The organism is Bradyrhizobium iriomotense, from assembly GCF_018129405.1.
GTDB lineage: Bacteria > Pseudomonadota > Alphaproteobacteria > Rhizobiales > Xanthobacteraceae > Bradyrhizobium > Bradyrhizobium iriomotense_B.
Genome location: NZ_JAFCLP010000005.1, coordinates 100311 through 125777, shown reverse-complemented (window position 1 = coordinate 125777; position 25467 = coordinate 100311). Strand labels below are relative to the sequence as shown.

The 25467-nt window shown below is 65.6% G+C and carries 24 protein-coding genes; 22 read left to right on the top strand and 2 right to left on the bottom strand.

Features of this window, described 5'->3' with window-relative positions; genetic code table 11:
- Nucleotides 1-177 precede the first annotated feature (177 nt).
- Nucleotides 178-1179 carry an adenosine kinase gene (locus JQ592_RS14135; protein ID WP_211403449.1) on the bottom strand — a complete coding sequence of 334 codons (1002 nt, stop codon included), beginning with the start codon at nt 1177-1179 and terminating at the stop codon, nt 178-180.
- Between the two features lie 124 nt (nt 1180-1303).
- Here JQ592_RS14135 and murJ point away from each other — a divergent pair, with 124 nt between their 5' ends.
- The 16 genes from murJ to trmB all read left to right on the top strand — a co-directional run bounded on the left by murJ (nt 1304) and on the right by trmB (nt 16348).
- Nucleotides 1304-2836 carry a murein biosynthesis integral membrane protein MurJ gene (murJ, locus tag JQ592_RS14130; RefSeq protein ID WP_211403448.1) on the top strand — a complete coding sequence of 511 codons (1533 nt, stop codon included), beginning with the start codon at nt 1304-1306 and terminating at the stop codon, nt 2834-2836.
- An 81-nt stretch (nt 2837-2917) separates the two neighbouring features.
- The gene (gene trpS / locus JQ592_RS14125; protein WP_211403447.1) at nt 2918-3970 is read left to right on the top strand and encodes a tryptophan--tRNA ligase; all 1053 of its coding nucleotides are present in this window, start codon (nt 2918-2920) and stop codon (nt 3968-3970) included.
- Between the two features lie 106 nt (nt 3971-4076).
- Entirely contained in the window at nt 4077-4571 is a 495-nt protein-coding gene (locus JQ592_RS14120; protein WP_211403446.1) for a universal stress protein, read from the top strand.
- 168 nt (nt 4572-4739) lie between these two features.
- Nucleotides 4740-5309: a NifU family protein gene (locus JQ592_RS14115; RefSeq protein ID WP_211403445.1), complete on the top strand. Its 570-nt coding sequence runs from the start codon at nt 4740-4742 to the stop codon at nt 5307-5309.
- Nucleotides 5310-5397: 88 nt separating this feature from the next.
- A complete protein-coding gene (gene tsaB, locus JQ592_RS14110) occupies nt 5398-6090 on the top strand; it encodes a tRNA (adenosine(37)-N6)-threonylcarbamoyltransferase complex dimerization subunit type 1 TsaB (RefSeq protein ID WP_211403444.1) in 693 nt (230 codons plus the stop codon).
- Complete coding sequence (rimI, locus tag JQ592_RS14105; protein WP_211403443.1) at nt 6087-6572, top strand: ribosomal protein S18-alanine N-acetyltransferase; 486 nt, start codon at nt 6087-6089, stop codon at nt 6570-6572. The genes tsaB and rimI overlap by 4 nt, the downstream gene beginning before the upstream one ends.
- 38 nt (nt 6573-6610) lie before the next feature.
- Nucleotides 6611-7066, top strand: coding sequence for a Fur family transcriptional regulator (locus JQ592_RS14100; protein WP_011083619.1), 456 nt, complete (start codon nt 6611-6613; stop codon nt 7064-7066).
- A gap of 79 nt (nt 7067-7145) precedes the next feature.
- Nucleotides 7146-7826, top strand: a complete 681-nt coding sequence (locus tag JQ592_RS14095; protein WP_211403442.1) for an HAD family hydrolase — start codon at nt 7146-7148, stop codon at nt 7824-7826.
- A 192-nt stretch (nt 7827-8018) separates the two neighbouring features.
- Nucleotides 8019-9404: a tRNA (N6-isopentenyl adenosine(37)-C2)-methylthiotransferase MiaB gene (gene miaB, locus JQ592_RS14090; protein WP_211403441.1), complete on the top strand. Its 1386-nt coding sequence runs from the start codon at nt 8019-8021 to the stop codon at nt 9402-9404.
- Between the two features lie 64 nt (nt 9405-9468).
- Nucleotides 9469-10464, top strand: coding sequence for a PhoH family protein (locus tag JQ592_RS14085; protein WP_211403440.1), 996 nt, complete (start codon nt 9469-9471; stop codon nt 10462-10464).
- An 81-nt stretch (nt 10465-10545) separates the two neighbouring features.
- On the top strand, nt 10546-11034 hold the full coding sequence (ybeY, locus tag JQ592_RS14080; protein WP_433996418.1) for an rRNA maturation RNase YbeY: 489 nt from the start codon (nt 10546-10548) through the stop codon (nt 11032-11034).
- 1 nt (nt 11035) lies between these two features.
- Nucleotides 11036-12154 carry a hemolysin family protein gene (locus JQ592_RS14075; protein ID WP_246820407.1) on the top strand — a complete coding sequence of 373 codons (1119 nt, stop codon included), beginning with the start codon at nt 11036-11038 and terminating at the stop codon, nt 12152-12154.
- Nucleotides 12151-13761, top strand: coding sequence for an apolipoprotein N-acyltransferase (gene lnt / locus JQ592_RS14070; RefSeq protein WP_211403437.1), 1611 nt, complete (start codon nt 12151-12153; stop codon nt 13759-13761). The genes JQ592_RS14075 and lnt overlap by 4 nt, the downstream gene beginning before the upstream one ends.
- A gap of 221 nt (nt 13762-13982) precedes the next feature.
- Nucleotides 13983-14396 carry a helix-turn-helix domain-containing protein gene (locus JQ592_RS14065; protein ID WP_018319423.1) on the top strand — a complete coding sequence of 138 codons (414 nt, stop codon included), beginning with the start codon at nt 13983-13985 and terminating at the stop codon, nt 14394-14396.
- Between the two features lie 87 nt (nt 14397-14483).
- Nucleotides 14484-15641, top strand: a complete 1158-nt coding sequence (locus tag JQ592_RS14060; protein ID WP_211403436.1) for a M20 family metallopeptidase — start codon at nt 14484-14486, stop codon at nt 15639-15641.
- Nucleotides 15638-16348, top strand: coding sequence for a tRNA (guanosine(46)-N7)-methyltransferase TrmB (gene trmB, locus JQ592_RS14055; RefSeq protein WP_211403435.1), 711 nt, complete (start codon nt 15638-15640; stop codon nt 16346-16348). Before JQ592_RS14060 ends, trmB begins: the two co-directional genes overlap by 4 nt.
- Nucleotides 16349-16458: 110 nt before the next feature.
- On the opposite strand, the gene JQ592_RS14050 is transcribed toward trmB, so the two are convergent.
- The gene (locus JQ592_RS14050; protein WP_211403434.1) at nt 16459-17541 is read right to left on the bottom strand and encodes a DUF2336 domain-containing protein; all 1083 of its coding nucleotides are present in this window, start codon (nt 17539-17541) and stop codon (nt 16459-16461) included.
- A gap of 373 nt (nt 17542-17914) precedes the next feature.
- Here JQ592_RS14050 and rimP point away from each other — a divergent pair, with 373 nt between their 5' ends.
- The 6 genes from rimP to truB all read left to right on the top strand — a co-directional run bounded on the left by rimP (nt 17915) and on the right by truB (nt 25466).
- Nucleotides 17915-18667 carry a ribosome maturation factor RimP gene (gene rimP, locus JQ592_RS14045; protein WP_211403433.1) on the top strand — a complete coding sequence of 251 codons (753 nt, stop codon included), beginning with the start codon at nt 17915-17917 and terminating at the stop codon, nt 18665-18667.
- Between the two features lie 2 nt (nt 18668-18669).
- Nucleotides 18670-20280: a transcription termination factor NusA gene (gene nusA / locus JQ592_RS14040; protein ID WP_211403432.1), complete on the top strand. Its 1611-nt coding sequence runs from the start codon at nt 18670-18672 to the stop codon at nt 20278-20280.
- Nucleotides 20281-20303: 23 nt separating this feature from the next.
- Nucleotides 20304-20987 carry an RNA-binding protein gene (locus tag JQ592_RS14035; RefSeq protein ID WP_211403431.1) on the top strand — a complete coding sequence of 228 codons (684 nt, stop codon included), beginning with the start codon at nt 20304-20306 and terminating at the stop codon, nt 20985-20987.
- A 70-nt stretch (nt 20988-21057) separates the two neighbouring features.
- Nucleotides 21058-23763 (top strand): translation initiation factor IF-2, encoded by a 2706-nt coding sequence (infB, locus tag JQ592_RS14030; RefSeq protein ID WP_211403430.1) that lies wholly within the window; start codon nt 21058-21060, stop codon nt 23761-23763.
- Nucleotides 23764-23919: 156 nt separating this feature from the next.
- Nucleotides 23920-24351, top strand: coding sequence for a 30S ribosome-binding factor RbfA (rbfA, locus tag JQ592_RS14025; RefSeq protein WP_211403429.1), 432 nt, complete (start codon nt 23920-23922; stop codon nt 24349-24351).
- A complete protein-coding gene (gene truB, locus JQ592_RS14020) occupies nt 24348-25466 on the top strand; it encodes a tRNA pseudouridine(55) synthase TruB (protein ID WP_211403428.1) in 1119 nt (372 codons plus the stop codon). The genes rbfA and truB overlap by 4 nt, the downstream gene beginning before the upstream one ends.
- Nucleotide 25467: the final 1 nt, after the last annotated feature.

The window sequence follows — 25467 nt, the reverse complement described above, 5'->3', positions numbered from 1 at the left end:
GAGGCGACGACTGGATCGCCCGGTCAAGGCCGGGCGATGACAGCGGAGAGTGAGGTCCGTAGCCCGGATGGAGCGAAGCGCAATCCGGGACCGACCTACCGCGGGGACAGAACCCGGATTTCGCTACGCTCCATCCGGGCTACACGCTCCTCGCAATGACGGGGAGAGAGACGAGCCTTACGTCGTCAGCCCGCGCTGGCCGGCCAGCTCCTTCAGCGACACCAGCGGCCGCGCGCCGATGTGCTGGATCACTTCGGCGGCGGCGAGCGCGCCGAGTTCGCCGCACTGCTTGTACGCAAGATTGCGCGCGAGACCATAGAGGAAGCCGGCGGCGAAGAGGTCGCCGGCGCCGGTGGTGTCGACGACCTTGTCGACCGGGAAGGCGGGCGCGGCGACGGCGTCTTCCGACGACACCACCATGCAGCCCTTCTCGCTGCGGGTGACGACGCCGAGATTGACGTCGTTGCGCAGCTGCTTCAGCGCGGTGTCGAAATCCGAGGTCGTGTAGAGCGAATGCAGCTCGGACTCGTTGGCGAAGACGATGTCGACGGTGCCGTTGCGCATCAGCGAGAGAAACTCGTCGCGATAGCGATCGACGCAGAACGAATCCGACAGCGTCAGCGCCACCTTGCGCCTGGCATCATGGGCGATCTTGGCCGCCTTGACGAAGGCGTCCTTGGCGTTCTTGGGGTCCCAGAGATAGCCTTCGAGATAAACGATCCCGGCGGACGCGATCTCGGCCGGGTCGATATCGGCGGGCGACAAATCCTGCGCGGCGCCGAGATAGGTGTTCATGGTGCGCTCGCCGTCATCGGTGACGAGAATGTAGGAGCAGCCGGTGGCGGGACCGTCCTTGGCGGCGGGCGTGTTGAAGGCAACGCCGGCAGCGCGGATGTCGTGGACGTAGAGCTTGCCGATCTGGTCGTCCTTGACCTTGCCGACATAGGCGGCACGCGCCCCCAGGCTGCCGATGCCGACGATGGTGTTGGCGGCAGATCCCCCCGAGACTTCGGTCGCCGGGCCCATGTCCTGATAAATGGCGGCGGCGCGCGCCTCGTCGATCAGGGACATGCTGCCCTTGGTCATGCCGTGCTTGGCCAAAAAGGCTTCGTCGGTCCTGACCAGCACGTCGAACAGCGCGTTGCCGATCCCGAGAACGTCATATTTCACGTCAGCCATTCACCTTGATCCTGTTTGGCGGATTGCGATCCCAGCGGAAATCCGCTTCCTGTCGGCCTGAAATCTGGCCCGCGGCCTATCACGACCGGGCCTGCCCGGGCAAGCAACGGTATTATAACGTCCGATGATCCGCTCCTTCCTGACAGTTTCGACGGGAACACTGGCCTCGCGCCTGCTGGGCTTTGCGCGCGATTCCATGATTGCCGCACTGCTCGGCACCGGCGCGGTGGCGGATGCGTTTCTGGCGGCGTTCCAGCTCGTCAACGTGGTGCGCCGGCTGCTCAGCGAGGGGGCACTGAATGCGGCGCTGATCCCGGCCTGGCTGCGCGTCCGTGACCGTGATGGCGAGGAGGCTGCTTCCGCATTCGCGGGACGCGTGCTCGCGACGGTGAGCGCGGCCCTGATCGCCATCTCGGCCGTGATCGCGCTGGTGATGCCGCTGATCATCACGATCATCGCGCCCGGATTTCTCGGCAGCAGCACGCTCGATCTCGCCGTCGCGAACGCGCGGCTGATGCTGCCCTATCTCGCCTTCGCCGGGCCAGTCACGGTGCTGATGGGACTGCTCAACGCGCAGGGGCGCTTTGCACTCACCGCCTTCTCGCCGCTGCTGTTCAATATCGCGCTGATCGCCGCGATTGCGTTGCTGCTCGTCTGGCATGCCGACGCGACCTTCGCGGCGTGGCTGCTGGCGGCGACCGTCGGCATCGCCGGCCTGCTGCAATTGTTGATGCTGCTGTCGCAGCGGAGCGGACGCCTCGCGGCACCGTTACGCGTCAGCTTCGACAAGGAGATGCGCGGCTTCTTCGCCAAGGCCGTTCCCGGCATGATCGCAAGCTCGGGGCCGCAATGGCTGATGGTGGCCGGCGCGATCATCGCTTCCGCCACGCCCTCGGCGGTGTCCTGGCTCTATTTCGCCAACCGCCTGATCGAGCTGCCGCTCGGCATTGTCGGCGTCGCCATGGGCACGGTGCTCGTGCCGGAGCTGACGCGGGCCGTGACCAGCGGCGACCGCGAGGCGGTGGCGCATGCGGAATCGCGCGCGCTGGAGCTTGCGGCCGGGCTTGCGCTGCCGGCGACGCTCGGCCTGGTCGTGCTGGCCGAGCCGATCGTGCGGCTGTTGTTCGAGCATGGCGCGTTTGGCGCGGACGACAGCACGGCAACAGCACATGCGCTGATGTGGCTGGCGCTGGGCCTGCCGGCCCACGTGCTGATCAAGGCACTGTCGCCGGCCTTCTTCGCCCGCAGCGACACGATGACGCCGCTCATGGCCACGGCCAAAGGTCTTGTGGTTGCGGTCGCGCTCGCGGTTCTGCTCGGCCATGTCTTCGGTGCAAGCGGGATCGCTGCGAGCATCGCGGCTGGGGCCTGGAGCAGCGCGCTCTCGCTGCTGCGGAAGGGCACGAGCGAGTTTGGCTTCTCGGTGGACGATGCCGCGCGAAAACGGCTGCCGCGGATCGTGCTCGCCGCGGCCGCCATGGGCGCCCTGCTCTGGCTGACCGTGGGTCTCGTGCCTGTCGAGGCGCACGGCTTCATTCGGTTCATCGTGCTGGGCGCGCAGATCGCGGCCGGGATCGCCGTCTACGGCCTGCTGCTGCAAATCCTCGGCGCCGCCTCCTGGCGCGAGGCGGCTGCGGCCTTGAAACGGCCCGCCTAGCGGGTGGGACAAGCGAATTACCCTTGACGGAGCAGCGCCGCTGTTGGAAACGACGCCGGCTACCCCTTAGGAAAGCTTGCCATGCCATTCGTTGAACGGGTCTTTTCGGGCGTCCAGCCGACGGGCAATCTGCACCTCGGCAATTACCTCGGCGCGATCGTCAACTTCGTGAAGATGCAGGAAACCCACAACTGCATCTATTGCGTCGTCGACATGCACGCGATCACGCAGGGCGTCGACGTCTGGGGCGGGCCGGTTGAGCTCGCGCGCAACACCCGCGAAGTGACCGCGGCGTTCATCGCCAGCGGCATCGATCCGAAGAAGCACATCGTGTTCAACCAGAGCCAGGTCTCCGGCCATGCCGAGCTCGCCTGGATCTTCAACTGCGTCGCGCGCATGGGCTGGCTCGGCCGCATGACCCAGTTCAAGGAGAAGGCCGGCAAGGACCGCGAGAACGCGTCCGTGGGTCTGTTCGACTATCCCGTGCTGATGGCCGCCGACATCCTGCTCTATCGCGCGACCCACGTTCCGGTCGGCGAGGACCAGAAGCAGCATCTCGAGCTCTCGCGCGACATCGCGCAGAAGTTCAACAACGATTTCGGCGACTCGATCCGCAACCACGGCACCAATGACGGCCTGTTCTTCCCGCTGCCGGAACCGCTGATCACGGGACCGGCGACGCGCGTGATGAGCTTGCGTGACGGCACCAAGAAGATGTCGAAGTCGGATGCCTCCGACAATTCGCGCATCAACCTCACCGACGATGCCGACACCATCGCGCAGAAGATCCGCAAGGCGAAGACCGATCCGGAGCCGCTGCCGTCAGAGGAAAAGGGCCTGGAAGCCCGCCCCGAGGCCGACAATCTCGTCGGCATCTTCGCCGCTCTCTCCGGCCGCTCCAAGGCCGACGTGCTCCGCGAGTTCGGCGGCGGCCAGTTCTCCAGCTTCAAGAACGCGCTGGCGGAGCTGTGCGTGACAAAACTCGCGCCGATCGCCGGCGAGATGAAGCGCCTCGTCGCCGACCCCGGCCATATCGACACCATCCTGAACGACGGTTCCGACCGGGCCCGCGCCATCGCCGACGAGACCATGAAGCTCTCGAAGGACATCGTCGGCTTCATCCGCCGGCGCTGAGGCGCGCTTCGCAAGTCCGGCCGGCGCCACGGCGCCGGCCGCTTCGCCTCTCCCAAACATTGCGGGAGTGTGGCAGCATGCGACCCGTGCACATGCCGGGACATGCATGACCAGCAAGCGACTTTGCTTCGAGCCGGGTCACAAGCCCAAATGCCTCGTCGTCGTCGACGACAGCGCCGAATGGGATCGCGCGGTCTATTACGCCAGCCGCTGGGCGATCCGTGCCGGCGGCGGCGTCGTGATGCTGCGCATCATCGAGCCCGAGGAGCAGACGCAGGAATGGCTCGGGGTCGCCGACATCATGCGCGCCGAGGCGCAGGAGGCGGCGGAGGCCGCGCTCGACCGCGCCGCCGGGAGAGCCAACGGCATCGCCGCGATCACGCCGGAACGGGTGATCCGCGAAGGCGCCGCGATGGAACAGCTGCTCGCGGTCATCGACGAGGACCCTGATATCGCCATGCTGGTGCTCGCCGCCAATCCCGGTGCTGAAGGTCCAGGGCCCCTGGTAGCGCTGCTCGCGCATGCGCTGGGCACGTTCCCGGTGCCGGTGACGATCATCTCGGGCGCCCTGAGCGACCAAAGCGTGGATTCGCTGTCGTAGCTCGTTCTTCACCTCTCCCCGCCTGCGGGGAGAGGGAGAAGGAAGCACTTAACCCGCTGATATAACTACGAAACGCCCTGCCGCCCCCTTGACCGTGCGTTCCCCGTCGCCATCTGCTAGGTGATAGAGCACGCGCCGGCCTTGAACCGGCGACGTCTGGAGAGAACCATGTTCATTCAAACCGAAGCCACCCCCAATCCTGCCACGCTGAAGTTCATTCCCGGCCGCGTCGTGGTCGACGGCAGCCCGATGGAATTTGCGAGCCGCGAATCGGCGGCGCGGTCGCCGCTGGCCGAAAAGCTGTTCGACGTGCCCGGCGTCACCGGCGTGTTCTACGGATCGGACTTCATCACCGTGACCAAGGCGAGCGGTGAATGGCAGCAGCTCAAGCCTGCGATTCTCGGCGCCATCATGGAGCACTACATGTCCGGCGCGCCGCTGGTCGCCGGCGGCGAAGCGCAAAGCGATGCCGATCTCGACGACGAGGACGAGTTCTTCGACGAGGCCGATGCCGAGACCGTCGACATGATCAAGGACCTGATCGAGACCCGCGTGCGGCCGGCGGTCGCCAATGACGGCGGCGACATCACTTTCCGCGGCTTCAAGGACGGCATCGTCTATCTCAACATGAAGGGCGCCTGCTCCGGCTGCCCGTCATCGACCGCGACGCTCCAGCACGGTATCCAGAACCTGCTCAAGCACTTCGTGCCCGACGTGGTCGAAGTCCGGCCGATGTGATCGATCAGCGAATGGCGAGTAGCGAATGGCGAATGGCATTCCGATCGGCTAGACTATTCGCTATTCGCCACTCGCCATTCGCTCTTTCATGCTGATCCTTGCCATCGATACCGCGCTCGAGGCCTGCGCGGCGGCCGTGCTCGACACCGACGCCGGCGAGCTCCTTGCGCAGGAGCAACTTCTCATGAAGCGCGGTCACGCCGAGGCCTTGATGCCGATGATCGCGCGGGTAATGCAATCAGCCAATCTCGGCTTCACATCGCTCGACCGCATCGCCGTCACCGTCGGTCCCGGCAGCTTCACCGGCCTGCGCGTCGGCATTTCGGCGGCGCGCGGCCTTGCGCTTGCGGCGAAACGGCCGGCGGTCGGGCTGACGACGCTGTCGGCCTATGCCGCCACAATCGTCGGCCAGAGCAAATCGGCGCCGGTGATCTCTGCAATCGATGCGCGGCACGATCACGTCTATTTCCAGATCGTCGCCGGTGACGGCAGCCTCCTGGTGCGGCCGGGCATCGCGCCCATCGACGAAGCCATCGCGGCCTCGCAATTCGGCGCGCCGCATCTGGTCGGCAATGCCGCGAACATCCTCGCCGATCGCTGGCCGAAGGATCTGCCGCAGCCGGTCGCGGTCGATGCGCAGCTCGCGCCCGACATCGGCTGGGTCGCATGGCTTGGCGCGGCGGCCGATCCCGACACGAATCCGGCGCGGCCGTTTTATCTGAAGGCGCCCGACGCAAAACCGGCAATAACTCCGCCGCTCGCACAAGCCGCAAGCTCATGATGAGATGGCTGTCGGAATGGTGGCGCGGCGGCACGGCCGCCGTCGAGCCGGTTTCCCTGCGCGACGCCGCACGGCTGGCGCAGCTTCACGGCGCTTCCTTTGCGCATGGCTGGGGCGAAAGCGAGTTCGAGAGCATGATCAGCGAGCGCAACACGCTCGTGCATCGGTTGCGCCTCGGCCGCAAGATCATCGGCTTTGCCGTCTCGCGGATCGGCGCGGACGAGGCGGAGATCCTCTCGGTCGCGGTCGACCAGGCCCATCGCGGCCGCGGCCTGTCCCGCACGCTGCTGATGACCCATCTCGGCCATCTCGCGGGGCGCGGCGTGCGCACGATATTTCTCGAAGTTGAGGAAAATAACGAGCCGGCGCGGCGGCTCTACGACCGGGCCGGATTCATGGTGGTCGGACGCCGCGAACGCTACTATAAGCAGCCGAATGGGGAACAATTGAACGCCCTTCTGATGCGACGTGACTTATCGTAACATCGATGGCAGAAAGCGCCCCGTCAGGCAGACAAATCATGACCGCACTGAAACCTTCTTCCGCATCCAAGGCGTCCGGCATCGAGGCGCGCTGTGCCGCCACCGGCATGCGCATGACCGAGCAGCGCCGCGTCATCGCCCGCGTGCTCGCGGAGGCGGTCGATCATCCCGACGTCGAGGAATTGTACCGGCGCTGCGTTGCCGTCGACGACAAGATCTCGATCTCGACCGTGTATCGCACCGTCAAGCTGTTCGAGGATGCCGGTATCATCGAACGTCATGATTTTCGCGAGGGCCGCGCGCGCTATGAGACGATGCGCGACAGCCACCACGATCACCTCATCAATCTGCGCGACGGCAAGGTGATCGAGTTCACCTCCGAAGAGATCGAGAAGTTGCAGGCGGAGATCGCCCGCAAGCTGGGCTACAAGCTGGTCGATCACCGGCTCGAGCTCTATTGCGTCCCGCTCGACGACGACAAGCCGACGTCTTAAGTGGCATGATCTCCGCGCAAACGCTTTCCGCGTTTGTCGCGCGGGAAAACCGCTCCACACTTTTCCGGATCATGCCTTAGTGCCGATAGATCTCATCATCTTCGATTGCGACGGCGTGCTCGTGGACAGCGAGGTGATCTCCTGTCGCGCGCATGCGGATGTGCTGACACGGCACGGGTACCCGATCACGTCGGCGCAGGTGTCCGAGCGCTTCCTTGGCCGCTCGACAAAGCAGGCCAATCTCGAGATCGAGACCGAACTCGGCCGCACGCTGCCCGAGGCCTATCACGGCGATCTGCAAGACGAGCTGTTTCGCGCATTCGAAGCCGACCTGGAAGCGATCCGCGGCATCCACGACGTGCTCGACGTCGTGACGCAACGCGTCTGCGTCGCTTCGAGCGGTTCGCATTCACGCATGCGGGTGAGTCTCGGAAGCACGGGGCTCTATGAACGCCTCGCGCCGAATATCTTCTCGTCCTCGCAGGTCAAGAACGGCAAGCCGGCGCCGGACCTGTTCCTGTTCGCCGCGCGCGAAATGGGCGTTCCGCCCGAACGCTGTGTCGTGATCGAGGACAGCCTGGCCGGCATCGCCGGGGCGCGGGCAGCCGGCATGACCGTGTTCGGCTTCTACGGCGGCAGCCATTGCGGGGCCGGCCATGCCGAAAGCCTGCGGCAGGCCGGTGCGGACCTGACTTTTGCCGACATGCATCAGCTCCCGGAGCTGGTCCGGCGGGTCGAGGCGGACGCGCTGGCTGGCTGATTCCATCCCCTCGCAGTCATTCCGGGGCACACGCAGCGCGCGTGAACCCGGAATCTGGAGGAATTAGCCCGAGATTCCGGGTTCGCGCTGGCGCGCGCCCCGGAATGACGGCCGAAAATGCCCCCATTCGCTGGATTTTCGCCCCTCCAGCCTATATCTGAGGGCCGTCCTCCACCGCCATTTTCGGGTTCCATGACGCCGCCGCGCAAGCTGCACATCAAATCATATGGCTGCCAGATGAACGTCTACGATGCCCAGCGCATGGTGGACACGTTGGCTCCGGAAGGATTCGTGGAGACGGCGAGCGCCGAGGAGGCCGACCTCGTCATCCTCAACACCTGCCATATCCGCGAGAAGGCCTCCGAGAAGGTCTATTCCGAGCTCGGGCGGCTGCGCGTCGCCAAGGACGAGGCCGCGCGCGGCGGCCGCGCGATGCAGATCGCGGTCGCGGGCTGCGTGGCTCAGGCCGAGGGCGAGGAGATCGTACGCCGGGCGCCTGTCGTCGACGTCGTGGTGGGACCGCAGAGCTATCATCATCTGCCGGAGCTCTTGAAGCGCGCCGGCCACCAAGGCCGCGCGATCGAGACCGAATTTCCGGCCGAGGACAAGTTCGGCTTCCTGGCCCAGCCAAAGCCCGCTGCGATCCGCGCGCGCGGCATTTCCGCCTTCGTCACGGTGCAGGAAGGCTGCGACAAGTTCTGCACCTTCTGCGTTGTGCCCTATACCCGCGGCGCCGAGGTCTCCCGCCCGGTGGCGAAGATCGTCGACGACGTGAAGCGGCTTGCCGACAACGGCGTGCGCGAGCTCACGCTGATCGGGCAGAACGTCAACGCCTATCACGGCGAGGGGCCGGACGGAAAAACCTGGCCGCTCGGCCGGTTGCTCGAGCATCTGGCGGCGATTCCGGGGATCGCGCGGCTGCGCTATTCGACCAGCCACCCCCGCGACGTCGATGACAGCCTGATTGCGGCCCATCGCGATCTCGATGCCCTGATGCCGTTCGTGCACCTGCCGGTGCAGTCGGGCTCGGACCGGATTCTCGCCGCCATGAACCGGAAACATACCGCCGATGATTACCGGCGTGTCATCGACCGTTTTCGTACCGCGCGCCAAGACATTGCTTTTTCATCAGATTTTATCGTCGGCTTCCCCGGCGAAAGCGAGCAAGATTTTCTCGCCACCCTCGCGCTTGTCACGCAAATCGGCTACGCTGCGGCTTATTCGTTCAAATACTCCGCCCGGCCGGGAACGCCGGCCGCGGACATGCAGGAGACGGTGTCCCCCGCCGAGATGGACCAGCGATTGGAGCGGCTCCAGGAACTGATCGACAGCCAGCAATCGGCCTTCAACAAGGCTGCGATTGGCTCAACGGTCGACGTGCTGTTCGAGCGTCCGGCGCGCAAGGACGGCCAGATCGTCGGCCGCACCGCTTTTCTCCAGCCGGCGCATGTGATGGCCTCGCCCGACATCATCGGACAAATCCTGCCGGTGCGGATCGACAGCCTCGAGCGCTACAGCTTTCTCGGCGAGCTCGCCACCGCGCGCGAGCCCGCTTCATCGCAAGCCACTGGAGCCTGAACCCTTGCCAAAAAGTGCATCGGATTCGTCTTCTATCGCTCCCAGCCGCAAATTTGACCGCGACATGCAAGTTCCGCCCGAGACCCAGGTCGTCATCGACCTCGACGATAACCGCGCCGCTTCCGCGCTGGTCGGCCCTTACGGTCAGAATCTCGCGCAGATCGAGCGGCGGCTCGGCGTCGTCGTCGACTCCAAGGGCAACCACATCACTATCGGCGGCACCCGCGACGGCTGCGACGCCGCGCGCCGCGTGGTGGAGATGCTCTACGCGCAAGCCGTGAAAGGGCAGGATCTCGACCAGGGCGAGGTCGAAGGCGCGATCCGCGCCGTGATCGCGCAGGGCTCGCTGTTCGAGTTCGACGCCAAGTCGGCCAAATCCACCTTCGACAGCATCAATTTGCGCAAGCGCCCGGTGCGCGCGCGCACCGCCGCGCAGGACTCCTACATCCGCGCGCTGAAGCGCCACGAGCTGGTGTTCGGCATAGGTCCCGCCGGCACCGGCAAGACCTGGCTCGCGGTCGCGCATGCCGCGCAGCTGTTCGAGCGCAAGGAGGTCGACAAGATCATCCTGTCGCGCCCGGCGGTCGAAGCCGGCGAGCGCCTCGGCTTCCTGCCCGGCGATCTCCGCGAGAAGGTCGATCCTTATCTCCGCCCGATCTACGACGCGCTCTACGACCTCATGGACGCGCGCATCGTCGAGCGCGCGCTGCAGACCGGCGAGATCGAGATCGCGCCGCTCGCCTTCATGCGCGGCCGCACCCTCACCAACGCCGCCATCATCCTGGACGAGGCGCAGAACACCACGTCGATGCAGATGAAGATGTTCCTGACGCGCTTGGGCGAGAACAGCCGCATGATCGTGACGGGAGATCCCTCGCAGATCGACCTGCCGAACGGCCAGACCTCGGGTCTTGCCGAGGCAACGCGCCTCCTGAGCGGCGTCGAAGGCATTGCCCAAGTTCATTTCAAAGCCGAGGACGTGATCCGCCACGAGCTCGTGGCGCGGATCGTCGCCGCCTATGAAGGTTCGCCGCAGCGGCCGGCCGCCGATAAATCCTGACGGGACAACAGCCGGACCAAGAGGGCGCAGACACGGCGCTCTTCGTTCCGAACAAAGACAATGTCACATCCGAACCTTCCCATGACTGAGGTCCTCGTCGTCGCCGATTGCTGGCAGCGCGAGCCCGATTCCGAAGCCGTGATCCAGCGCGCGGTCGCTGCCGCCGCCGAGAGCGTCGACGAAGACGTTGCCGACGCGGAAGTGGCCGTGATGCTGACCGATGATGCCGGCATCCGCACCCTCAACAGCAACTGGCGCGGCATCGACAAGCCGACAAACGTGCTGTCGTTTCCCGCGCTCCAGCCGGAAGGCGAATGGAAAGAAGGTGATGCGCCGCGCATGCTCGGCGACATCGCGATCGCCTACGAGACCATGCGGCGCGAGGCGGACGAGGAGCACAAGCCGTTCGACCATCATTTGAGCCACCTCGCCGTGCACGGCTTCCTGCACCTGATCGGCTACGACCACGAGAACGACGACGACGCCGAGGAGATGGAAGCGCTGGAAACGCAGATCCTCGCTCACCTCGGCATCCCCGATCCCTATGCCGACCGCCCGGGGACGCACTGAGATGCCGGATTCCGAGCCTACCCACGACAATCCGCGCAACACGGCCAATCTGCCGGCCGTGGTGACGCCAGGCGAGGTGCTGCGCCCGACCGCGGAAAGCTGGCTGCTGCGCGCCATCCGCACGCTGTTCGGCTGGAAGGCGGGATCGGTGCGCGACGATCTCCAGGTCGTGCTCGACGCCACGACGCCCGACGACACCGGCTTCTCCGCCGTCGAGCGCACCATGCTGCGCAACATCCTCGGCCTGCACGAGCGCCGCATCGCCGACGTCATGGTGCATCGCGCCGACATCATCGCGGTGAAGCGCGACATCCCGCTCGGCGAATTGATGGACCGCTTCGAGAGCGCCGGCCATTCCCGCCTCGTCGTCTACAACGAGACGCTCGACGATCCCGTCGGCATCGTCCACATCCGCGACCTGCTCGCCTTCATGACCGCGCGGGCGCGCGTGTCGGAGGCTACCAAGACCAAGCGCAAGAAGCCGCTGCCGGCCGGCCTCGATTTGCGCGCGGTCGATCTCGCGATGCCGCTCGAGGACGCGCGCATCATCCGCAAGCTGCTCTACGTGCCGCCGTCGATGCGGGCAATCGATCTGCTGGCGCAGATGCAGGCGACCCGCATCCACCTCGCGCTGGTCGTCGACGAATATGGCGGCAGCGACGGACTGGTCTCGATCGAGGACATCGTCGAGCAGATCGTCGGCGAGATCGACGACGAGCACGACAGCGACGAGCCGCCTTCGATCGTGCGCCTGCCGGACAACGCCTTCATCGCCGACGCCCGCGCCAGCCTCGACGACGTCCGCACCGTGATCGGCGCGGACTTCGTCACCGGCGAGGCCGGCGAGGAGGTCGAGACGCTCGGCGGCTATCTCGTCAGCTTCGTCGGACGACTGCCGGTGCGCGGCGAGGTGATCTCGGGTCCGGGCAACTACGAGGTCGAGGTGCTCGATGCCGATCCGCGCCGCGTCAAGCGGCTGCGCATCTCGACGCGGAAGGAACGTCCGGCGCCGCGCACCCAGCGCGAGAGCCGGCGCCGCGAAGCCACGCCGGAGAGCAGCCCGCCGCCGGCCAGTGACACGCCGACCCCGCCGCCAAGCGACGGGACCGGCCCGCAGTGAGCGCGTTGCAGCGACTTCGTCAGATCGCGCTTGCCGTCATCCTCACCTGGGGATGGAAGCGCGCCGTCATCGCCATGGCAGCCGGCGCGTTGTCGGTGCTGGCGCTGGCGCCGTTCAACCTCTTCCCGGTGCTGTTCATCACCTTCCCGGTGCTGGTCTGGCTGATCGACGGTAGCGGCGGACGCTATGGCGGCGTCCCCGCCGCGGCGCTGACCGGCTACTGGTTTGGGCTCGGCTATTTCGTTCCCGGCCTCTACTGGATCGGCTACGCCTTCTTCGTCGAGGCCGACATCTTCGCCTGGCTGACGCCGTTCGCCGTGCTCGGCCTGCCGGCCTATCTCTCCATCTTCACGGCGATCGGATTTGCGCTGGCGCGCCTGCTGTGGACCAAGAACGCCACGCGCGTGCTGGCGCTCGCAGCAAGCCTCACCATCGCCGAATGGCTGCGCGGTCATGCGCTGACCGGCTTTCCCTGGAACGCGTTCGGCTATGCGCTGTCCGAGCCGCTGCCGCTGGCGCAGACCGCCTCGCTGATCGGCCTGTGGGGCATGACCTTCCTGACGGTTGCGATCTTTGCGAGCCCCGCGACGCTGATCGACCGCACGCCCGATCGCAGCATAGCGTGGCGCGCACCGGCCGCAGCGATCGCGCTTCTGATTGTCATGAGCATCTTCGGCGCGATCCGCCTGTCGCTGCATCCGACCACGATGGTGTCAGGCGCCAAGCTGCGCCTGATGCAACCGAACCTGCAGCAGGACGCGAAGTTCAACTACGCCGCCAAGGCGGAGGTGATGAAGAAATACCTCGCGCTGTCGGACCGCGCCTCCGGACCGCAATCGACCGGCGTGCGCGATGCCACCATCCTGATCTGGCCGGAATCCGCCTTCCCGTTTTTCCTGACGCGCGAAGCCGACGCGATGGCGCAAATCGCCGAGCTCTTGCCGAAGGGCACGGTGCTGATCACGGGTTCAGTGCGCGCGCCCGACCTGCCGCGGGGAACGCCGATCACTCGCGCCTACAATTCGATCTACGTGATCGATCACGACGGCAGCGTGCTCGCGGTCTACGACAAGCTGCACCTCGTGCCGTTCGGCGAGTTTCTTCCCTACCAGGAGTTGATGGAGAAGCTCGGTTTCGAGCAGCTGACGCGTGTGCGCGGCGGCTTCATCGCCGGCAGCGTGCGGCATGCGCTGCCGATCGCCGGCGCACCATCGGCGCTGCCTCTGATCTGCTACGAAGCCATCTTTCCCGGTGAGGTGGCAGGACGCAACGAACGTCCGGGCTGGATCGTGAACCTCACCAATGACGGCTGGTTCGGCATCTCGACTGGCCCCTATCAGCATCTGGAGCAGGCGCGAATGCGCGCGATCGAGCTCGGATTGCCGCTGGTCCGCTCCGCCAATACCGGCATCTCCGCGGTGATCGATCCGGTCGGACGAACCGTCGCCAGCCTCGGCCTCGGCATCGAAGGCATTTTGGATGCAAACCTGCCCGCCGCACTGCCGCCGACCGTCTACGCGCAGCTGGGCGATGTGCCCGCAGCCATGCTCGTCGCGCTCGGCGTGATACTCGCGGTCCGCCGGCGTGTTGCCAAACGGCACCCCTGATCGCGCCGCAGCGAGCGAGGCGGCCGGAATCCTTTGACAACCGTAGTCCCACGGTTGACAGATTGCAGGCGGGTTCCTCATTCTGCACCCGCTGCGAAAGACAGTGGGCATTGCTAAATTTCTCCGCAATGTTTCCCAATAACAGGGTTTGATTTTTACGCTGCTGGCACCTGAGGCATTCCGGTCGATTGCGCTGAGGGTGGTGTTTGGAGGCTGAGGAAATGTCGAAAGCGCCCAACCCTGTTGACAAATATGTCGGCAGCCGCGTGCGTATGCGTCGCATCATGTTGGGCATGAGCCAGGAAAAGCTCGGTGAAGCTTTGGGCCTGACGTTCCAGCAGATCCAGAAATATGAGAAGGGCACGAACCGGGTCGGCGCGAGCCGAATCCAGCAGATTGCCGAGATTCTCCAGGTGCCGGTGTCGTTCCTGTTCGAGGGCGGCCCGAGCGGCGTGCCGGGTCCGGATGGCTTCAGCGAAGGCGCCTCGCCCTCTTATGTGTCCGACTTCCTCGCGACCTCCGAAGGTCTCGCCTTGACCAAGGCGTTCACCCGAATCACCGATTCGAAGATGCGCCGCTCGATCGTCGATCTCGTCGAGCAGATCGCGGCCCGCGAAGGCCCCGACAAGCGCTGACGCGCACCAGCTCAATCCGATTTGAGGCTGCGCCAAATCTGGCCTATGTCGTCATTTGCGGCCGCGCGTCGACGCGTGCCCTCCCGGATGATGCGATTCAAAGGCATAGATGCGTCCATGACGAACTCCAACTGGTTCGATACCCAAACTATTCTCGACGGCATCCGGCGCTGGGTGGAGATCGAGACGCCGACGGAGGCGCCTGAACAGGTCAACCGGCTGGTGTCGCTGGTCGCCGATCACTATCGCGATCTGCCCGTCACGCTGGAGCGCGTCGACGGCGTCGACGGCTGCGGCGATCATCTCTTGGCACGCTCGACCTGGGGGCAGGAGCAGCCGGGCATCCTGGTGCTGAGTCATCTCGACACCGTGCACCCTCTGGGCTTCATCGAGCGCCTGCCGTTCAAGGTCGAGGGCGACAGCGCGTTCGGTCCCGGCATCTACGACATGAAGGGCGGCGCCTACATCGCCCATCACGCCTTTGCCGCGCTCTGCGCCGACGGCAAGCGTCCGCCGCTCGGCATCACTCACATGTTCACCTCCGACGAGGAGATCGGCAGCCCCACCTCGCGCGCGCTGATCGAGCAGGAAGGACGCAAGGCCAAATACGTGCTGGTGACGGAGCCGGCGCGCGACGGCGGCAAGATCGTCACCGGACGCAAGGGCGTCGGACGCTTCGAGGTGTTCATCAAGGGTGTGCCGGCGCATGCCGGCTCGCGGCCCGAAGACGGCCGCAGCGCCATCCGCGAGCTCGCCAACATCATCCACGCGCTGGAGGGAATGAACGACCTGACGCGCGGCGTCACCGTCAATGTCGGCGTGGTGCGCGGCGGCACGCGCCCCAACGTGACACCGGAAGAAGCCTATGCCGAAATCGACCTGCGCGTTCCGAGCTTCACCGACGCGGACGAATTCGTCGGCAAGATCCTCGGATTGAAATCGAAGACGGACGGCGTCACGGTCACAGTCACGGGCGAGCTCAACCGTCCTCCTTACGAGAAGGGCAATGCAGGCGCCTCGCTCTACGAGCACGCCAGGACGCTCGCCTCGGAGATCGGCTTCGAGCTGATCGACACCTATACCGGCGGCGGCTCGGACGGCAATTTCACCGCTCCCTACACCGGCACGCTCGACGGGCTCGGCGTCGACGGCAAGGGCGCGCACACCCATTATGAGCAGCTCTATGTCTCGTCGCTCGAACCGCGAGCGCGGCTGCTCTATCGGCTGTATCAGACGCTGCGATGAGCGAGCGCAAGTCGGACCCCGATCGCGACGACAGCGAGCGCGCCTTCTTCGGGCGCCGCAAGGGCCACAAGCTCAGGCAGCACCAGGCCGAGCTGATCGATCATCTGCTGCCGCATCTTGCGCTCGACATCGCGGGCGCAGCGCCGGCGGATGCGCGCGAGATCTTCGATCCCGCAGCGGATGATGTGCGGCTCGAGATCGGCTTCGGCGGCGGCGAGCATCTCGCGGCCGAGGCGCAGAATTTCGCCACGACCGGCTTCATCGGCTGCGAGCCCTATGTCAACGGCATGGCGAAAATCCTCGCGCAGATCGAAGCGGCGAACATCGCCAACATCCGCCTGTTCGCCGGCGACGCCGCCGAGCTGCTGGCCTGGCTGCCGAAGGCCTCGCTGTCGCGCATCGACCTGATCCATCCGGATCCCTGGCCGAAGCGGCGGCACTGGAAGCGGCGCTTCGTCCAGGACAGGACGATCGCCGCAATGGCGCGCGTGCTGAAACCGAATGGTGAATTCCGCTTCGTCTGCGATATCGACGATTACTGCGCCTGGACGCTGTCGCATCTTGCGCGCTCGCCGGACTTCGTCTGGCTTGCAGAACGTGCCGACGATTTCCGGCAACCGTGGGCCGGCTACACCATGACGCGCTACGGCCGCAAGGCGGCGCGCGAAGGCCGCAAGGCGGCTTACTTGCGGTTCAGGCGGCTGTAGTTGTCATTCCGGGGCGATGCGCAGCATCGAACCCGGAATCTCGAGGTTCTCAGGTGCGCAATTGCGCACCATAGTTCACGCTTCGCGTGCCCCGGAACGACAGAAATATTTCAGATCGTCTGCCGGTTGCGCCAGAAATTCACGACGCGCTCGGCCGTCGTCGGCATCAGTCGCGTGAAGTTCACGCGCGCGGCTTCGATGTCGGCATCGGCAGGCGTGCGATTGGGGCCGTACCAGAGCAGGATCAGCGCGCGCACCGTGGGCCAGCCGAGATTGAGCACGCGGCCGAGGATCAGGATCGGATCGTAACGGTCGCCACCGATCAAGCGGTCGAGAATCGAGATGCGGATGCCGGCCATCGCCGAGAGCGAGGCGATCGATTCCTCGTATTTGTGCGCCTTGGCGAAACCGAGCAGCGCGCTCTCGCCGAGATGGCCCTCGCGATGCAAGGTGAGCACCGTGCGCTGGGCCGCGGAGAAATCGCGTCGCGGCCCCGGCGGGAGCGCGGCCTCCTCGATTGCCGCCATCGCACGCTTGATCTCGACCTGGCGCACGGGATTGACCACGCTGGAGAGGCGGCGGCGGATGACGTCGAGCGTGCCGTTGAGAAGCTCCTTCAGGTGTTCGCCGGAGAGATCGCTGCGCTGGCCGATCTTGAGCGTCAGCACGCCGTCCTGCGCGGCGCGCTTGATCAGCTCGGAATAGCTGCCTGGCGAGAACACCGCGCCGGCATTGCCCGCGGCGCGTCGCACGACATCCCGGTCGCCGCGCTCGACCAGCACGTCGGTGACGACGACCGGCAGGACGGGGCGTTCCGTCATCGCCAACAAATGACCCTGTCCTTTCAGCCGCGCGATCTCGACCAGCGCGGCGGTGGCGAGTACGGGTGAGCGGCGCAGCACGGGACCCGCCACCATGATCTCGTTTTCGCGCGCGAACTGGTTCACCAGATGCGGCGGCGCATTGTCCAGGCGCGAGAAGCGTTCGGCGAGATCGACCCGCGAGGTGAGCTCGGCATGCGGGACGAGATCGATCAGGAGATCGTCGAAGAGGTCGATGAGCTCGGGGCCGAGCCTCGTGGGATCCTGGAAGAACAGCTCGGCGATGGCACGCGCAATCTCGCCGCGACGGCGAGGGTCGCCGCGTTTGACGATAGCGTCCAGTCCGGGGATGAGCGACGTGGCAACGGTCATGAAAACGCAAACTCGTACAGGGCACGCCGCGGGTGCGCCCTTGGTCCAAGCCGCCCCACAATCAGGGAATTTAGGCCCCGGAAATGAAGGAAGCGTTGCGCGGGAGACCGCGAATCGGGCGCAAAAAGCCTCGCTTCGCCTGCGATGGGCCTTGTCCGGGAGGGCGGAAAGGGCTATATCAGCGCCAATTCATCTTCTCATACGATCCGCGTAGTGAGAGTGGGCCCGAAAGGACCCGCTCTTTTTTATTACCTGAACGCGGGTTGGTGGAAGATCCGGCCCGACGCGCTGTCGGGAGAGTTCCGAAGCGGGCTTTGAAGTCTTAACCAAGCCTTAACCCAAGCGTTAACCAACGAGCGTCTTGACCGCTGATATGACCGAACCGAACACTGGTTCCACCGATGCCGAATTGCTGGCCGAGCCGCGGCTCGTGGTCGAGCCTGGCGTGGCGGCACGGGTGTCCGCTGTCGCGGCTCCCGTGCTCGAGGGCATGGGTTACCGCCTGGTCCGGATCCGCATCTCCGGGGAAGCCGGCTGCACCGTGCAGATCATGGCCGAGCGGCCGGACGGTTCGATGCAGCTCGAGGATTGCGAGGCAATCTCGCGGGCGCTCTCGCCCGTGCTTGACGTCGCCGACCCCATCGACCGCGCCTACCGGCTGGAGATCTCCTCGCCGGGCATCGACCGCCCCCTGGTGCGGCGCTCCGACTTCGAGCGTTATTCCGGGCATCTGGTGAAGGTCGAGATGGCGGTCGCGCATGAGGGGCGGAAGCGCTTTCGCGGCACGCTCGGTGCCGTCGAAGGCGACCGCGTCCATCTGCATCGCGACGACGTCAAGGCTGGCGACGATGCCGACGTTCTCCTGACGATGGAGGATATCGGCGAGGCCCGGCTGGTGCTGACCGACGAGCTGATCGCCGAATCCATGCGCCGCGGCAAGGCCGAAGAGCGTCAGATGCGCAGGGATCTCGGCCTCGCGCCGCCGCAGGCGCCACACGCGAAAATCAGCGAAAAAACCACGAAAAACACCAAGCCGAAAAAGAAGCCGGCCCCGACCAATACGAAGAAACATCGCCTGGCCGCCGAACGTGCGCGGCGCGGCGAGATCGAGCCTGAAGGAGACTAGCCATGGCAGTCAGCGCCAATCGACTCGAATTGCTCCAGATCGCGGACGCCGTCGCGCGCGAGAAATCGATCGACCGCGGCATCGTCATCGCGGCGATGGAGGACGCCATCGCCAAGGCCGCACGGGCCCGTTACGGCAGCGAAACTGACGTTCACGCCGAGATCGACCCGAAGAAGGGCGAGCTGCGGCTGTCGCGCCACATGCTGGTCGTCGACAAGGTCGAGAACCACTCCAACCAGATCTCGCTGGTGGATGCGCAGCGCGCCAATCCCGGCGCCCAGGTCGGCGACACCATCGCCGACACCCTGCCGCCGCTGGAATATGGCCGTATCGCCGCGCAGTCGGCCAAGCAGGTCATCGTGCAGAAGGTGCGCGAGGCCGAGCGCGACCGGCAGTACCAGGAATTCAAGGACCGCATCGGCGACATCGTCAACGGCGTCGTCAAGCGCGTCGAATATGGCAGCGTGATCGTCGATCTCGGGCGCGGTGAAGCCATCATCCGCCGCGACGAGATGCTGCCGCGCGAAGTGTTCCGCAACGGCGACCGCGTCCGCGCCTATATCTTCGACGTCCGCCGTGAAACCCGCGGCCCGCAGATCTTCCTGTCCCGCACCCATCCGCAGTTCATGGCAAAACTGTTCGCGCAGGAAGTGCCGGAGATCTATGACGGCATCGTCGAGATCAAGGCGGTGGCCCGCGATCCCGGCTCGCGCGCGAAAATCGGCGTGATTTCCCGGGATTCCTCGGTCGATCCGGTCGGCGCCTGCGTCGGTATGCGCGGCTCGCGCGTGCAGGCCGTGGTGAACGAATTGCAGGGCGAAAAGATCGACATCATTCCGTGGTCGCCCGACATCGCGACCTTCGTGGTGAACGCGCTGGCGCCGGCCGAAGTCTCCAAGGTCGTCATCGACGAAGACCGCGAGCGCATCGAGGTCGTGGTGCCCGACACCAACAACCAGCTCTCGCTGGCGATCGGCCGCCGCGGCCAGAACGTGCGTCTGGCCTCGCAGCTCACCGGCTGGGACATCGACATCCTGACCGAGCAGGAGGAATCGGAGCGCCGCCAGGCCGACTTCGAGAATTCCACCCGCGTCTTCATGGAATCGCTCAACGTCGACGAGGTGGTCGGCCAGCTGCTGGCGTCCGAAGGCTTCACCTCGGTCGAGGAACTCGCCATGGTCGACCTCAAGGAGCTCGCCGGCATCGAGGGTTTTGACGAGGAGACCGCGCAGGAGCTCCAGAACCGCGCCCGCGAATATCTCGAGCAGCAGGAAGCCGAGCTCGAGGCCCGCCGCAAGGAGCTTGGCGTCGAGGATTCCCTCAAGGATGTGCCCGGCGTCACCTCGAAGATGCTGGTGAAGTTCGGCGAGAACGACATCAAGACGGTCGACGACCTCGCCGGCTGCGCCACCGACGATCTGGTCGGCTGGACCGAGCGCAAGGAAGGCGGCGAGCAGACCAAATTTGCGGGCGCGCTCGACGGTATCGACATCTCCCGTGACGATGCCGAGGCGATGATTATGCAGGCTCGCGTCAAGGCCGGCTGGATCACCGAGGCCGATCTCGCCAAGCCCACTGAGGAGGCTGAGGCGACCGAAGATCAGACCGCTTAAGGGCGACGGAGGATGTCGCCCGGATGCTCGCCAGCACTGACAGCGAACTCGACCATGGGCCGCGGACCGAAAGGTCCGCGACCATGCGGATGTGCGCGGTCAGCCGGCAGGTCCGGCCGATCGACGAGCTGATCCGCTTCGTCGTCTCGCCGCAAGGCGACATAGTTCCCGATCTCAAGCGCAAGCTGCCCGGACGCGGCATGTGGGTCACCGCCTCGCGCGAGGTGGTTGCGGAAGCCGTGCGGCGTCACCAATTTAGCAAGGCCTTCAAGCGCGAGCTGCGCGTTCCCCAGACGCTTCCCGCCGATATCGAGGCGCTCCTCGTCAGGAGCGTGACGGAAGCCCTTGGAATCGCCGCCAAGGCGGGCCAGGTCGTGGCCGGCTTCGGTAAGGTCGAGAGCGCCCTGCGGGAAGGCACGGCCGCGGTCCTGATCCACGCCAGTGACGGGGCTGCGGACGGAATCCGCAAATTGGACATGCTGGCGCGTCAAAATGCCGGAAATCGCGGCGCCAAGCCGCAGATTCCCGTCGTCACCGCGCTGAAATCGTTAGAATTGGATTTGGCACTGACCCGGTCAAATGTGATACATGCTGCGCTGCTCGCGGGCCCGGCGAGCAGGTCATTCCTGTCACGTAGCCAGATGCTGGTCCGATACCGGATGGCGGACGATGACAAGACTGCCGAAAAGCACGGCCAGGATTTCTGAGAGACAACGACGAACCGATCTGACGGTGCGGCAACGCACAACACTGATAAATCAGGATTAGGACTGCTGAATGGTTGATACCAAGACCCCTGGCGACAAGAAGCTGAGCGTTCCGAGCAAGACGCTATCGCTCAAGCCGCGCGTCGAAACGGGTACCGTGCGCCAGAGCTTCAGCCATGGCCGCAGCAAGCAGGTCGTGGTCGAGAAGCGCGGCAAGCGCCGGATCGACGGAACCCCTGAGCCGCAGGCTGCCGAGGTTGCGAAGCCCGCACCGGCCGCCCCCGCGCCTGCCCCGGCCCGTCCGGCTCCGCCGCGCAATGCCGGTTCCGGCGTGGTGCTGCGCACGCTGACCGAGGACGAACGTTCCGCCCGCGCCAGCGCGCTGGCCGATGCCAAGGTGCGCGAAGTCGAAGAGCGCCGCCAGGCCGAGGAAGAGGCCCAGCGCCGCGCTGTTCGCGAGGCCGCCGAGCGCGCCGAGCGCGAAGCCGCCGAATCCCGCCGCAAGGCCGAGGAAGAGCGTCATCGTCACGAGGACGAAGCCAAGCGGAAGGCCGAGACCGAGGCCAAGAAGCGTTTCGGCGAAGGCGAGCAGCCGCAATCCGCTCCGCGTCCCGCCGCAGCGGCCTCGGCCGCTCCCGCGCCGCGTCCCAGCGCGCCCGCAGCGCGTCCCGGCGCCCCCGCGACGGCACGTCCGGGAGCAACGACCGCGCGCCCCGGAACGACCACGCAACGGCCGGCCGGCGGTGGCCCGCTGGGCCGTACTCCGGCAGTCGCAGCCGGACCGGACGAGGACGATGGTCCGCGCCAGATCCGTCGCGGTCCCGGCGGCGCTGCGCGTCCCGCGGCAGCCCCCAAGACCACCCACAAGCCCGGCCCGCAGAAGGAGCGCGGCCGCCTGACCGTCGTCACCGCGCTCAATGCCGACGAAGTGCGCGAGCGCTCGATTGCCTCGTTCCGCCGCCGTACCCAGCGCCTGAAGGGCCATGCCTCGAACGAGCCGAAGGAAAAGCTCATTCGCGAGGTGGTCATTCCGGAAGCGATCACCATCCAGGAGCTCGCCAACCGCATGGCCGAGCGCGCGGTCGACGTCATCCGCATGCTGATGAAGCAGGGCGCGATGCACAAGATCACCGACGTGATCGATGCCGATACCGCGCAGCTGATCGCCGAAGAGCTCGGTCACACCGTCAAGCGCGTTGCCGCCTCCGACGTTGAAGAAGGCCTGTTCGACCAGGTCGACGATTCCACCGACACCGAGACCCGTTCGCCCGTCGTGACCGTGATGGGCCACGTCGACCACGGCAAGACCTCGCTGCTCGACGCGCTCCGTCATGCCAACGTGGTCTCCGGCGAAGCCGGCGGCATCACCCAGCATATCGGCGCCTATCAGGTGACCTCGCCCGAAACCGGCAAGAAGATCACCTTCATCGACACGCCCGGCCACGCAGCGTTCACCGCGATGCGCGCCCGGGGCGCCAAGGTCACCGACATCGTCGTGCTGGTGGTCGCGGCCGATGACGGCGTGATGCCGCAGACGGTCGAAGCCATCAATCACGCCAAGGCGGCAGGCGTGCCGATCATTGTTGCCATCAACAAGATCGACAAGCCCGATGCCAAGCCCGAGCGCGTGCGCACCGAGCTGCTCCAGCACGAGGTGCAGGTGGAATCCTTCGGCGGCGAAGTCGTCGACGTCGAAGTGTCCGCCAAGAACAAGACCAATCTCGACAAGCTGCTCGAGATGATCGCGCTGCAGGCCGAAATCCTCGACCTGAAGACCAATTCGGAGCGTCCGGCCGAAGGCACCGTGATCGAAGCCAAGCTCGATCGCGGCCGTGGTCCGGTCGCGACCGTGCTGGTCCAGCGCGGCACGCTCCGTGTCGGCGACATCATCGTCGCCGGCGCCGAGATGGGCCGTGTCCGCGCGCTGATCTCGGATCAGGGCGAGACGGTGCAGGAGGCCGGTCCCTCGGTGCCGGTCGAGGTGCTCGGCTTCAACGGTCCGCCGGAAGCCGGCGATCGTCTCGCGGTCGTCGAGAACGAAGCCCGCGCCCGCCAGGTCACCAGCTACCGCGCGCACCAGAAGCGCGAGAATGCGGCGGCCTCGATCTCCGGCATGCGCGGCTCGCTCGAGCAGATGATGTCGCAGTTGAAGACGGCGGGCCGCAAGGAATTCCCGCTGATCGTCAAGGCCGACGTGCAGGGCTCGCTGGAAGCCATCCTCGGCTCGCTGGAGAAGCTCGGTACCGACGAAGTCGCCGCCCGCATCCTGCATGCCGGCGTCGGCGGCATCTCGGAATCCGACGTGACGCTCGCGGAAGGTTTTAACGCCGCGATCATCGGCTTCAGCGTTCGCGCCAACAAGGAAGCTGCTGCGGCCGCCAAGCGCAACGGCATCGAGATCCGCTACTACAACATCATCTACGACCTCGTGGACGACGTGAAGAAGGCGATGAGCGGCCTGCTCGCGCCGACCTTGCGCGAAACCATGCTGGGCAATGCCGAGATCCTGGAGATCTTCAACATCTCCAAGGTCGGCAAGGTCGCCGGCTGCCGCGTCACCGACGGCACTGTGGAACGCGGCGCCAATGTGCGCTTGATCCGCGACAACGTCGTCGTGCACGAAGGCAAGCTGTCGACGCTGAAGCGCTTCAAGGACGAGGTGAAGGAAGTCCAGTCCGGTCAGGAATGCGGCATGGCCTTCGAGAACTATCACGACATGCGTGCGGGTGACGTGATCGAGTGTTATCGCGTGGAGACGATCCAGCGCTCCCTGTAAGTCCAAATCTTACCGAAGCGCCCGGATCTTTTTGAGCTGAAATTGCGGGAGTGCGATGGCCGGATTCATTCCGGCCATCCACGCCTCATTCGTTTCAACAGGACAAATGACAATGCTCGTGTCCCAAACGCGGGCACGACGAGGTGATTTTCGACCATGCCGCGCCATCATCAGAAAAAGAGTTCCGCGCCCGGCGGCTCGCAGCGTCAGTTGCGCGTCGGCGAGCAGGTTCGCCATGCGATGGCCGAGATTCTGGCGCAAGGCAACGTGCATGATGCGGATCTTGAAGGCCACATCATCACCGTGCCGGAGGTACGGATGTCGCCCGACCTTAAGCTCGCAACAATCTACGTGATGCCGCTCGGTGGCCGCGACACCGAGATCGTCATCGCTGCGCTCGAGCGCAACAAGAAATTCCTGCGCGGCGAGGTCGCGCGGCGCGTTAACCTGAAATTTGCACCTGACATTCGCTTCCGCGTCGACGAACGATTCGACGAAGCGGAACGGATCGAGAAGCTTTTGCGAACACCTGCGGTGCAAAAGGACTTGGAACAGGATCCGGATTCGGATCGGGAAGAAGAGCAATGACGATGGACCCGGCTCACGGCACGATCGACGGCAACGACGCCGATCAGCGCGATGTGCAGACAAATAATTTTACGGAGATGGGCGGCGATTCTCAGCCGCATCAGGAGCCGCGCCGCGTCAACAACGATCCGCGCGCCAAGCAGCAGAAGGGCAACCAGGTTCGGCGCGATCGCCGCGACGTCCATGGCTGGGTCGTGCTCGACAAGCCTATCGGGATGACCTCGACGCAGGCGGTTGCGGTGCTCAAGCGCCTGTTCAACGCCAAGCGCGCGGGACATGCCGGCACGCTCGACCCGCTCGCCTCCGGCGGCCTGCCGATTGCGCTCGGGGAGGCCACCAAAACGGTTCCCTTTGTGATGGACGGGCGCAAGCGCTACCAGTTTACCGTGTGCTGGGGCGAGGAGCGCGACACCGACGATATCGAGGGACGGGTGACCGCGACCTCCGACCAGCGCCCGACCCGGGACGCCATCCTGGCCCTGCTGCCCCGCTTCACCGGGGTGATCGAGCAGATCCCGCCGCGCTACTCGGCGATCAAGGTCCAGGGCGAGCGCGCCTATGACCTCGCCCGCGACGGCGAGGTCGTGGAGCTGGCCCCCCGCCCGGTCGAGATTCACCATTTAACCCTTGTCGATCAACCAGATAACGACCGGGCAGTGTTCGAGGCCGAGTGCGGCAAGGGCACCTATGTCCGCGCGCTCGCCCGCGATATGGGCCGAATTCTCGGCACTTACGGCCATATCTGCGCGCTCCGGCGGACCCTGGTCGGCCCATTTGGCGAAAACGACATGATTCCGCTGGATCAGTTGGAGGCTTTGTGCGATAGAGCCGCGTCCGGCGAGGGCAGCCTCGCCGACGCGCTTTTGCCCGTTGAGACCGCGCTGGACGACATCCCGGCACTGGCCGTCACTCGGGCTGATGCGGCAAGGCTCCATCGGGGCCAAGCCGTTTTGTTGCGCGGACGGGATGCGCCCACTTGTAGCGGCACAGTCTATGTCACGGTGGCAGGCCGTCTTTTGGCGCTTGCCGAAGTTGGCAATGGCGAAATCATCCCCAAGCGTGTGTTCAACCTGACCGGCCTGACTGCCAGCCCCGGTCGCAACGAGAGAAATTGAC

What these genes read in the sequence shown, in the direction of transcription:
- JQ592_RS14135 (WP_211403449.1), bottom strand. Translation starts at nt 1,179, where the DNA reads ATGGCTGACGTGAAATATGACGTTCTCGGGATCGGCAACGCGCTGTTC.
- murJ (WP_211403448.1), top strand. Translation starts at nt 1,304, where the DNA reads ATGATCCGCTCCTTCCTGACAGTTTCGACGGGAACACTGGCCTCGCGC.
- trpS (WP_211403447.1), top strand. Translation starts at nt 2,918, where the DNA reads ATGCCATTCGTTGAACGGGTCTTTTCGGGCGTCCAGCCGACGGGCAAT.
- JQ592_RS14120 (WP_211403446.1), top strand. Translation starts at nt 4,077, where the DNA reads ATGACCAGCAAGCGACTTTGCTTCGAGCCGGGTCACAAGCCCAAATGC.
- JQ592_RS14115 (WP_211403445.1), top strand. Translation starts at nt 4,740, where the DNA reads ATGTTCATTCAAACCGAAGCCACCCCCAATCCTGCCACGCTGAAGTTC.
- tsaB (WP_211403444.1), top strand. Translation starts at nt 5,398, where the DNA reads ATGCTGATCCTTGCCATCGATACCGCGCTCGAGGCCTGCGCGGCGGCC.
- rimI (WP_211403443.1), top strand. Translation starts at nt 6,087, where the DNA reads ATGATGAGATGGCTGTCGGAATGGTGGCGCGGCGGCACGGCCGCCGTC.
- JQ592_RS14100 (WP_011083619.1), top strand. Translation starts at nt 6,611, where the DNA reads ATGACCGCACTGAAACCTTCTTCCGCATCCAAGGCGTCCGGCATCGAG.
- miaB (WP_211403441.1), top strand. Translation starts at nt 8,019, where the DNA reads ATGACGCCGCCGCGCAAGCTGCACATCAAATCATATGGCTGCCAGATG.
- JQ592_RS14085 (WP_211403440.1), top strand. Translation starts at nt 9,469, where the DNA reads ATGCAAGTTCCGCCCGAGACCCAGGTCGTCATCGACCTCGACGATAAC.
- ybeY (WP_433996418.1), top strand. Translation starts at nt 10,546, where the DNA reads ATGACTGAGGTCCTCGTCGTCGCCGATTGCTGGCAGCGCGAGCCCGAT.
- JQ592_RS14075 (WP_246820407.1), top strand. Translation starts at nt 11,036, where the DNA reads ATGCCGGATTCCGAGCCTACCCACGACAATCCGCGCAACACGGCCAAT.
- JQ592_RS14065 (WP_018319423.1), top strand. Translation starts at nt 13,983, where the DNA reads ATGTCGAAAGCGCCCAACCCTGTTGACAAATATGTCGGCAGCCGCGTG.
- JQ592_RS14060 (WP_211403436.1), top strand. Translation starts at nt 14,484, where the DNA reads ATGATGCGATTCAAAGGCATAGATGCGTCCATGACGAACTCCAACTGG.
- trmB (WP_211403435.1), top strand. Translation starts at nt 15,638, where the DNA reads ATGAGCGAGCGCAAGTCGGACCCCGATCGCGACGACAGCGAGCGCGCC.
- JQ592_RS14050 (WP_211403434.1), bottom strand. Translation starts at nt 17,541, where the DNA reads ATGACCGTTGCCACGTCGCTCATCCCCGGACTGGACGCTATCGTCAAA.
- rimP (WP_211403433.1), top strand. Translation starts at nt 17,915, where the DNA reads ATGACCGAACCGAACACTGGTTCCACCGATGCCGAATTGCTGGCCGAG.
- nusA (WP_211403432.1), top strand. Translation starts at nt 18,670, where the DNA reads ATGGCAGTCAGCGCCAATCGACTCGAATTGCTCCAGATCGCGGACGCC.
- JQ592_RS14035 (WP_211403431.1), top strand. Translation starts at nt 20,304, where the DNA reads ATGCTCGCCAGCACTGACAGCGAACTCGACCATGGGCCGCGGACCGAA.
- infB (WP_211403430.1), top strand. Translation starts at nt 21,058, where the DNA reads ATGGTTGATACCAAGACCCCTGGCGACAAGAAGCTGAGCGTTCCGAGC.
- rbfA (WP_211403429.1), top strand. Translation starts at nt 23,920, where the DNA reads ATGCCGCGCCATCATCAGAAAAAGAGTTCCGCGCCCGGCGGCTCGCAG.
- truB (WP_211403428.1), top strand. Translation starts at nt 24,348, where the DNA reads ATGACGATGGACCCGGCTCACGGCACGATCGACGGCAACGACGCCGAT.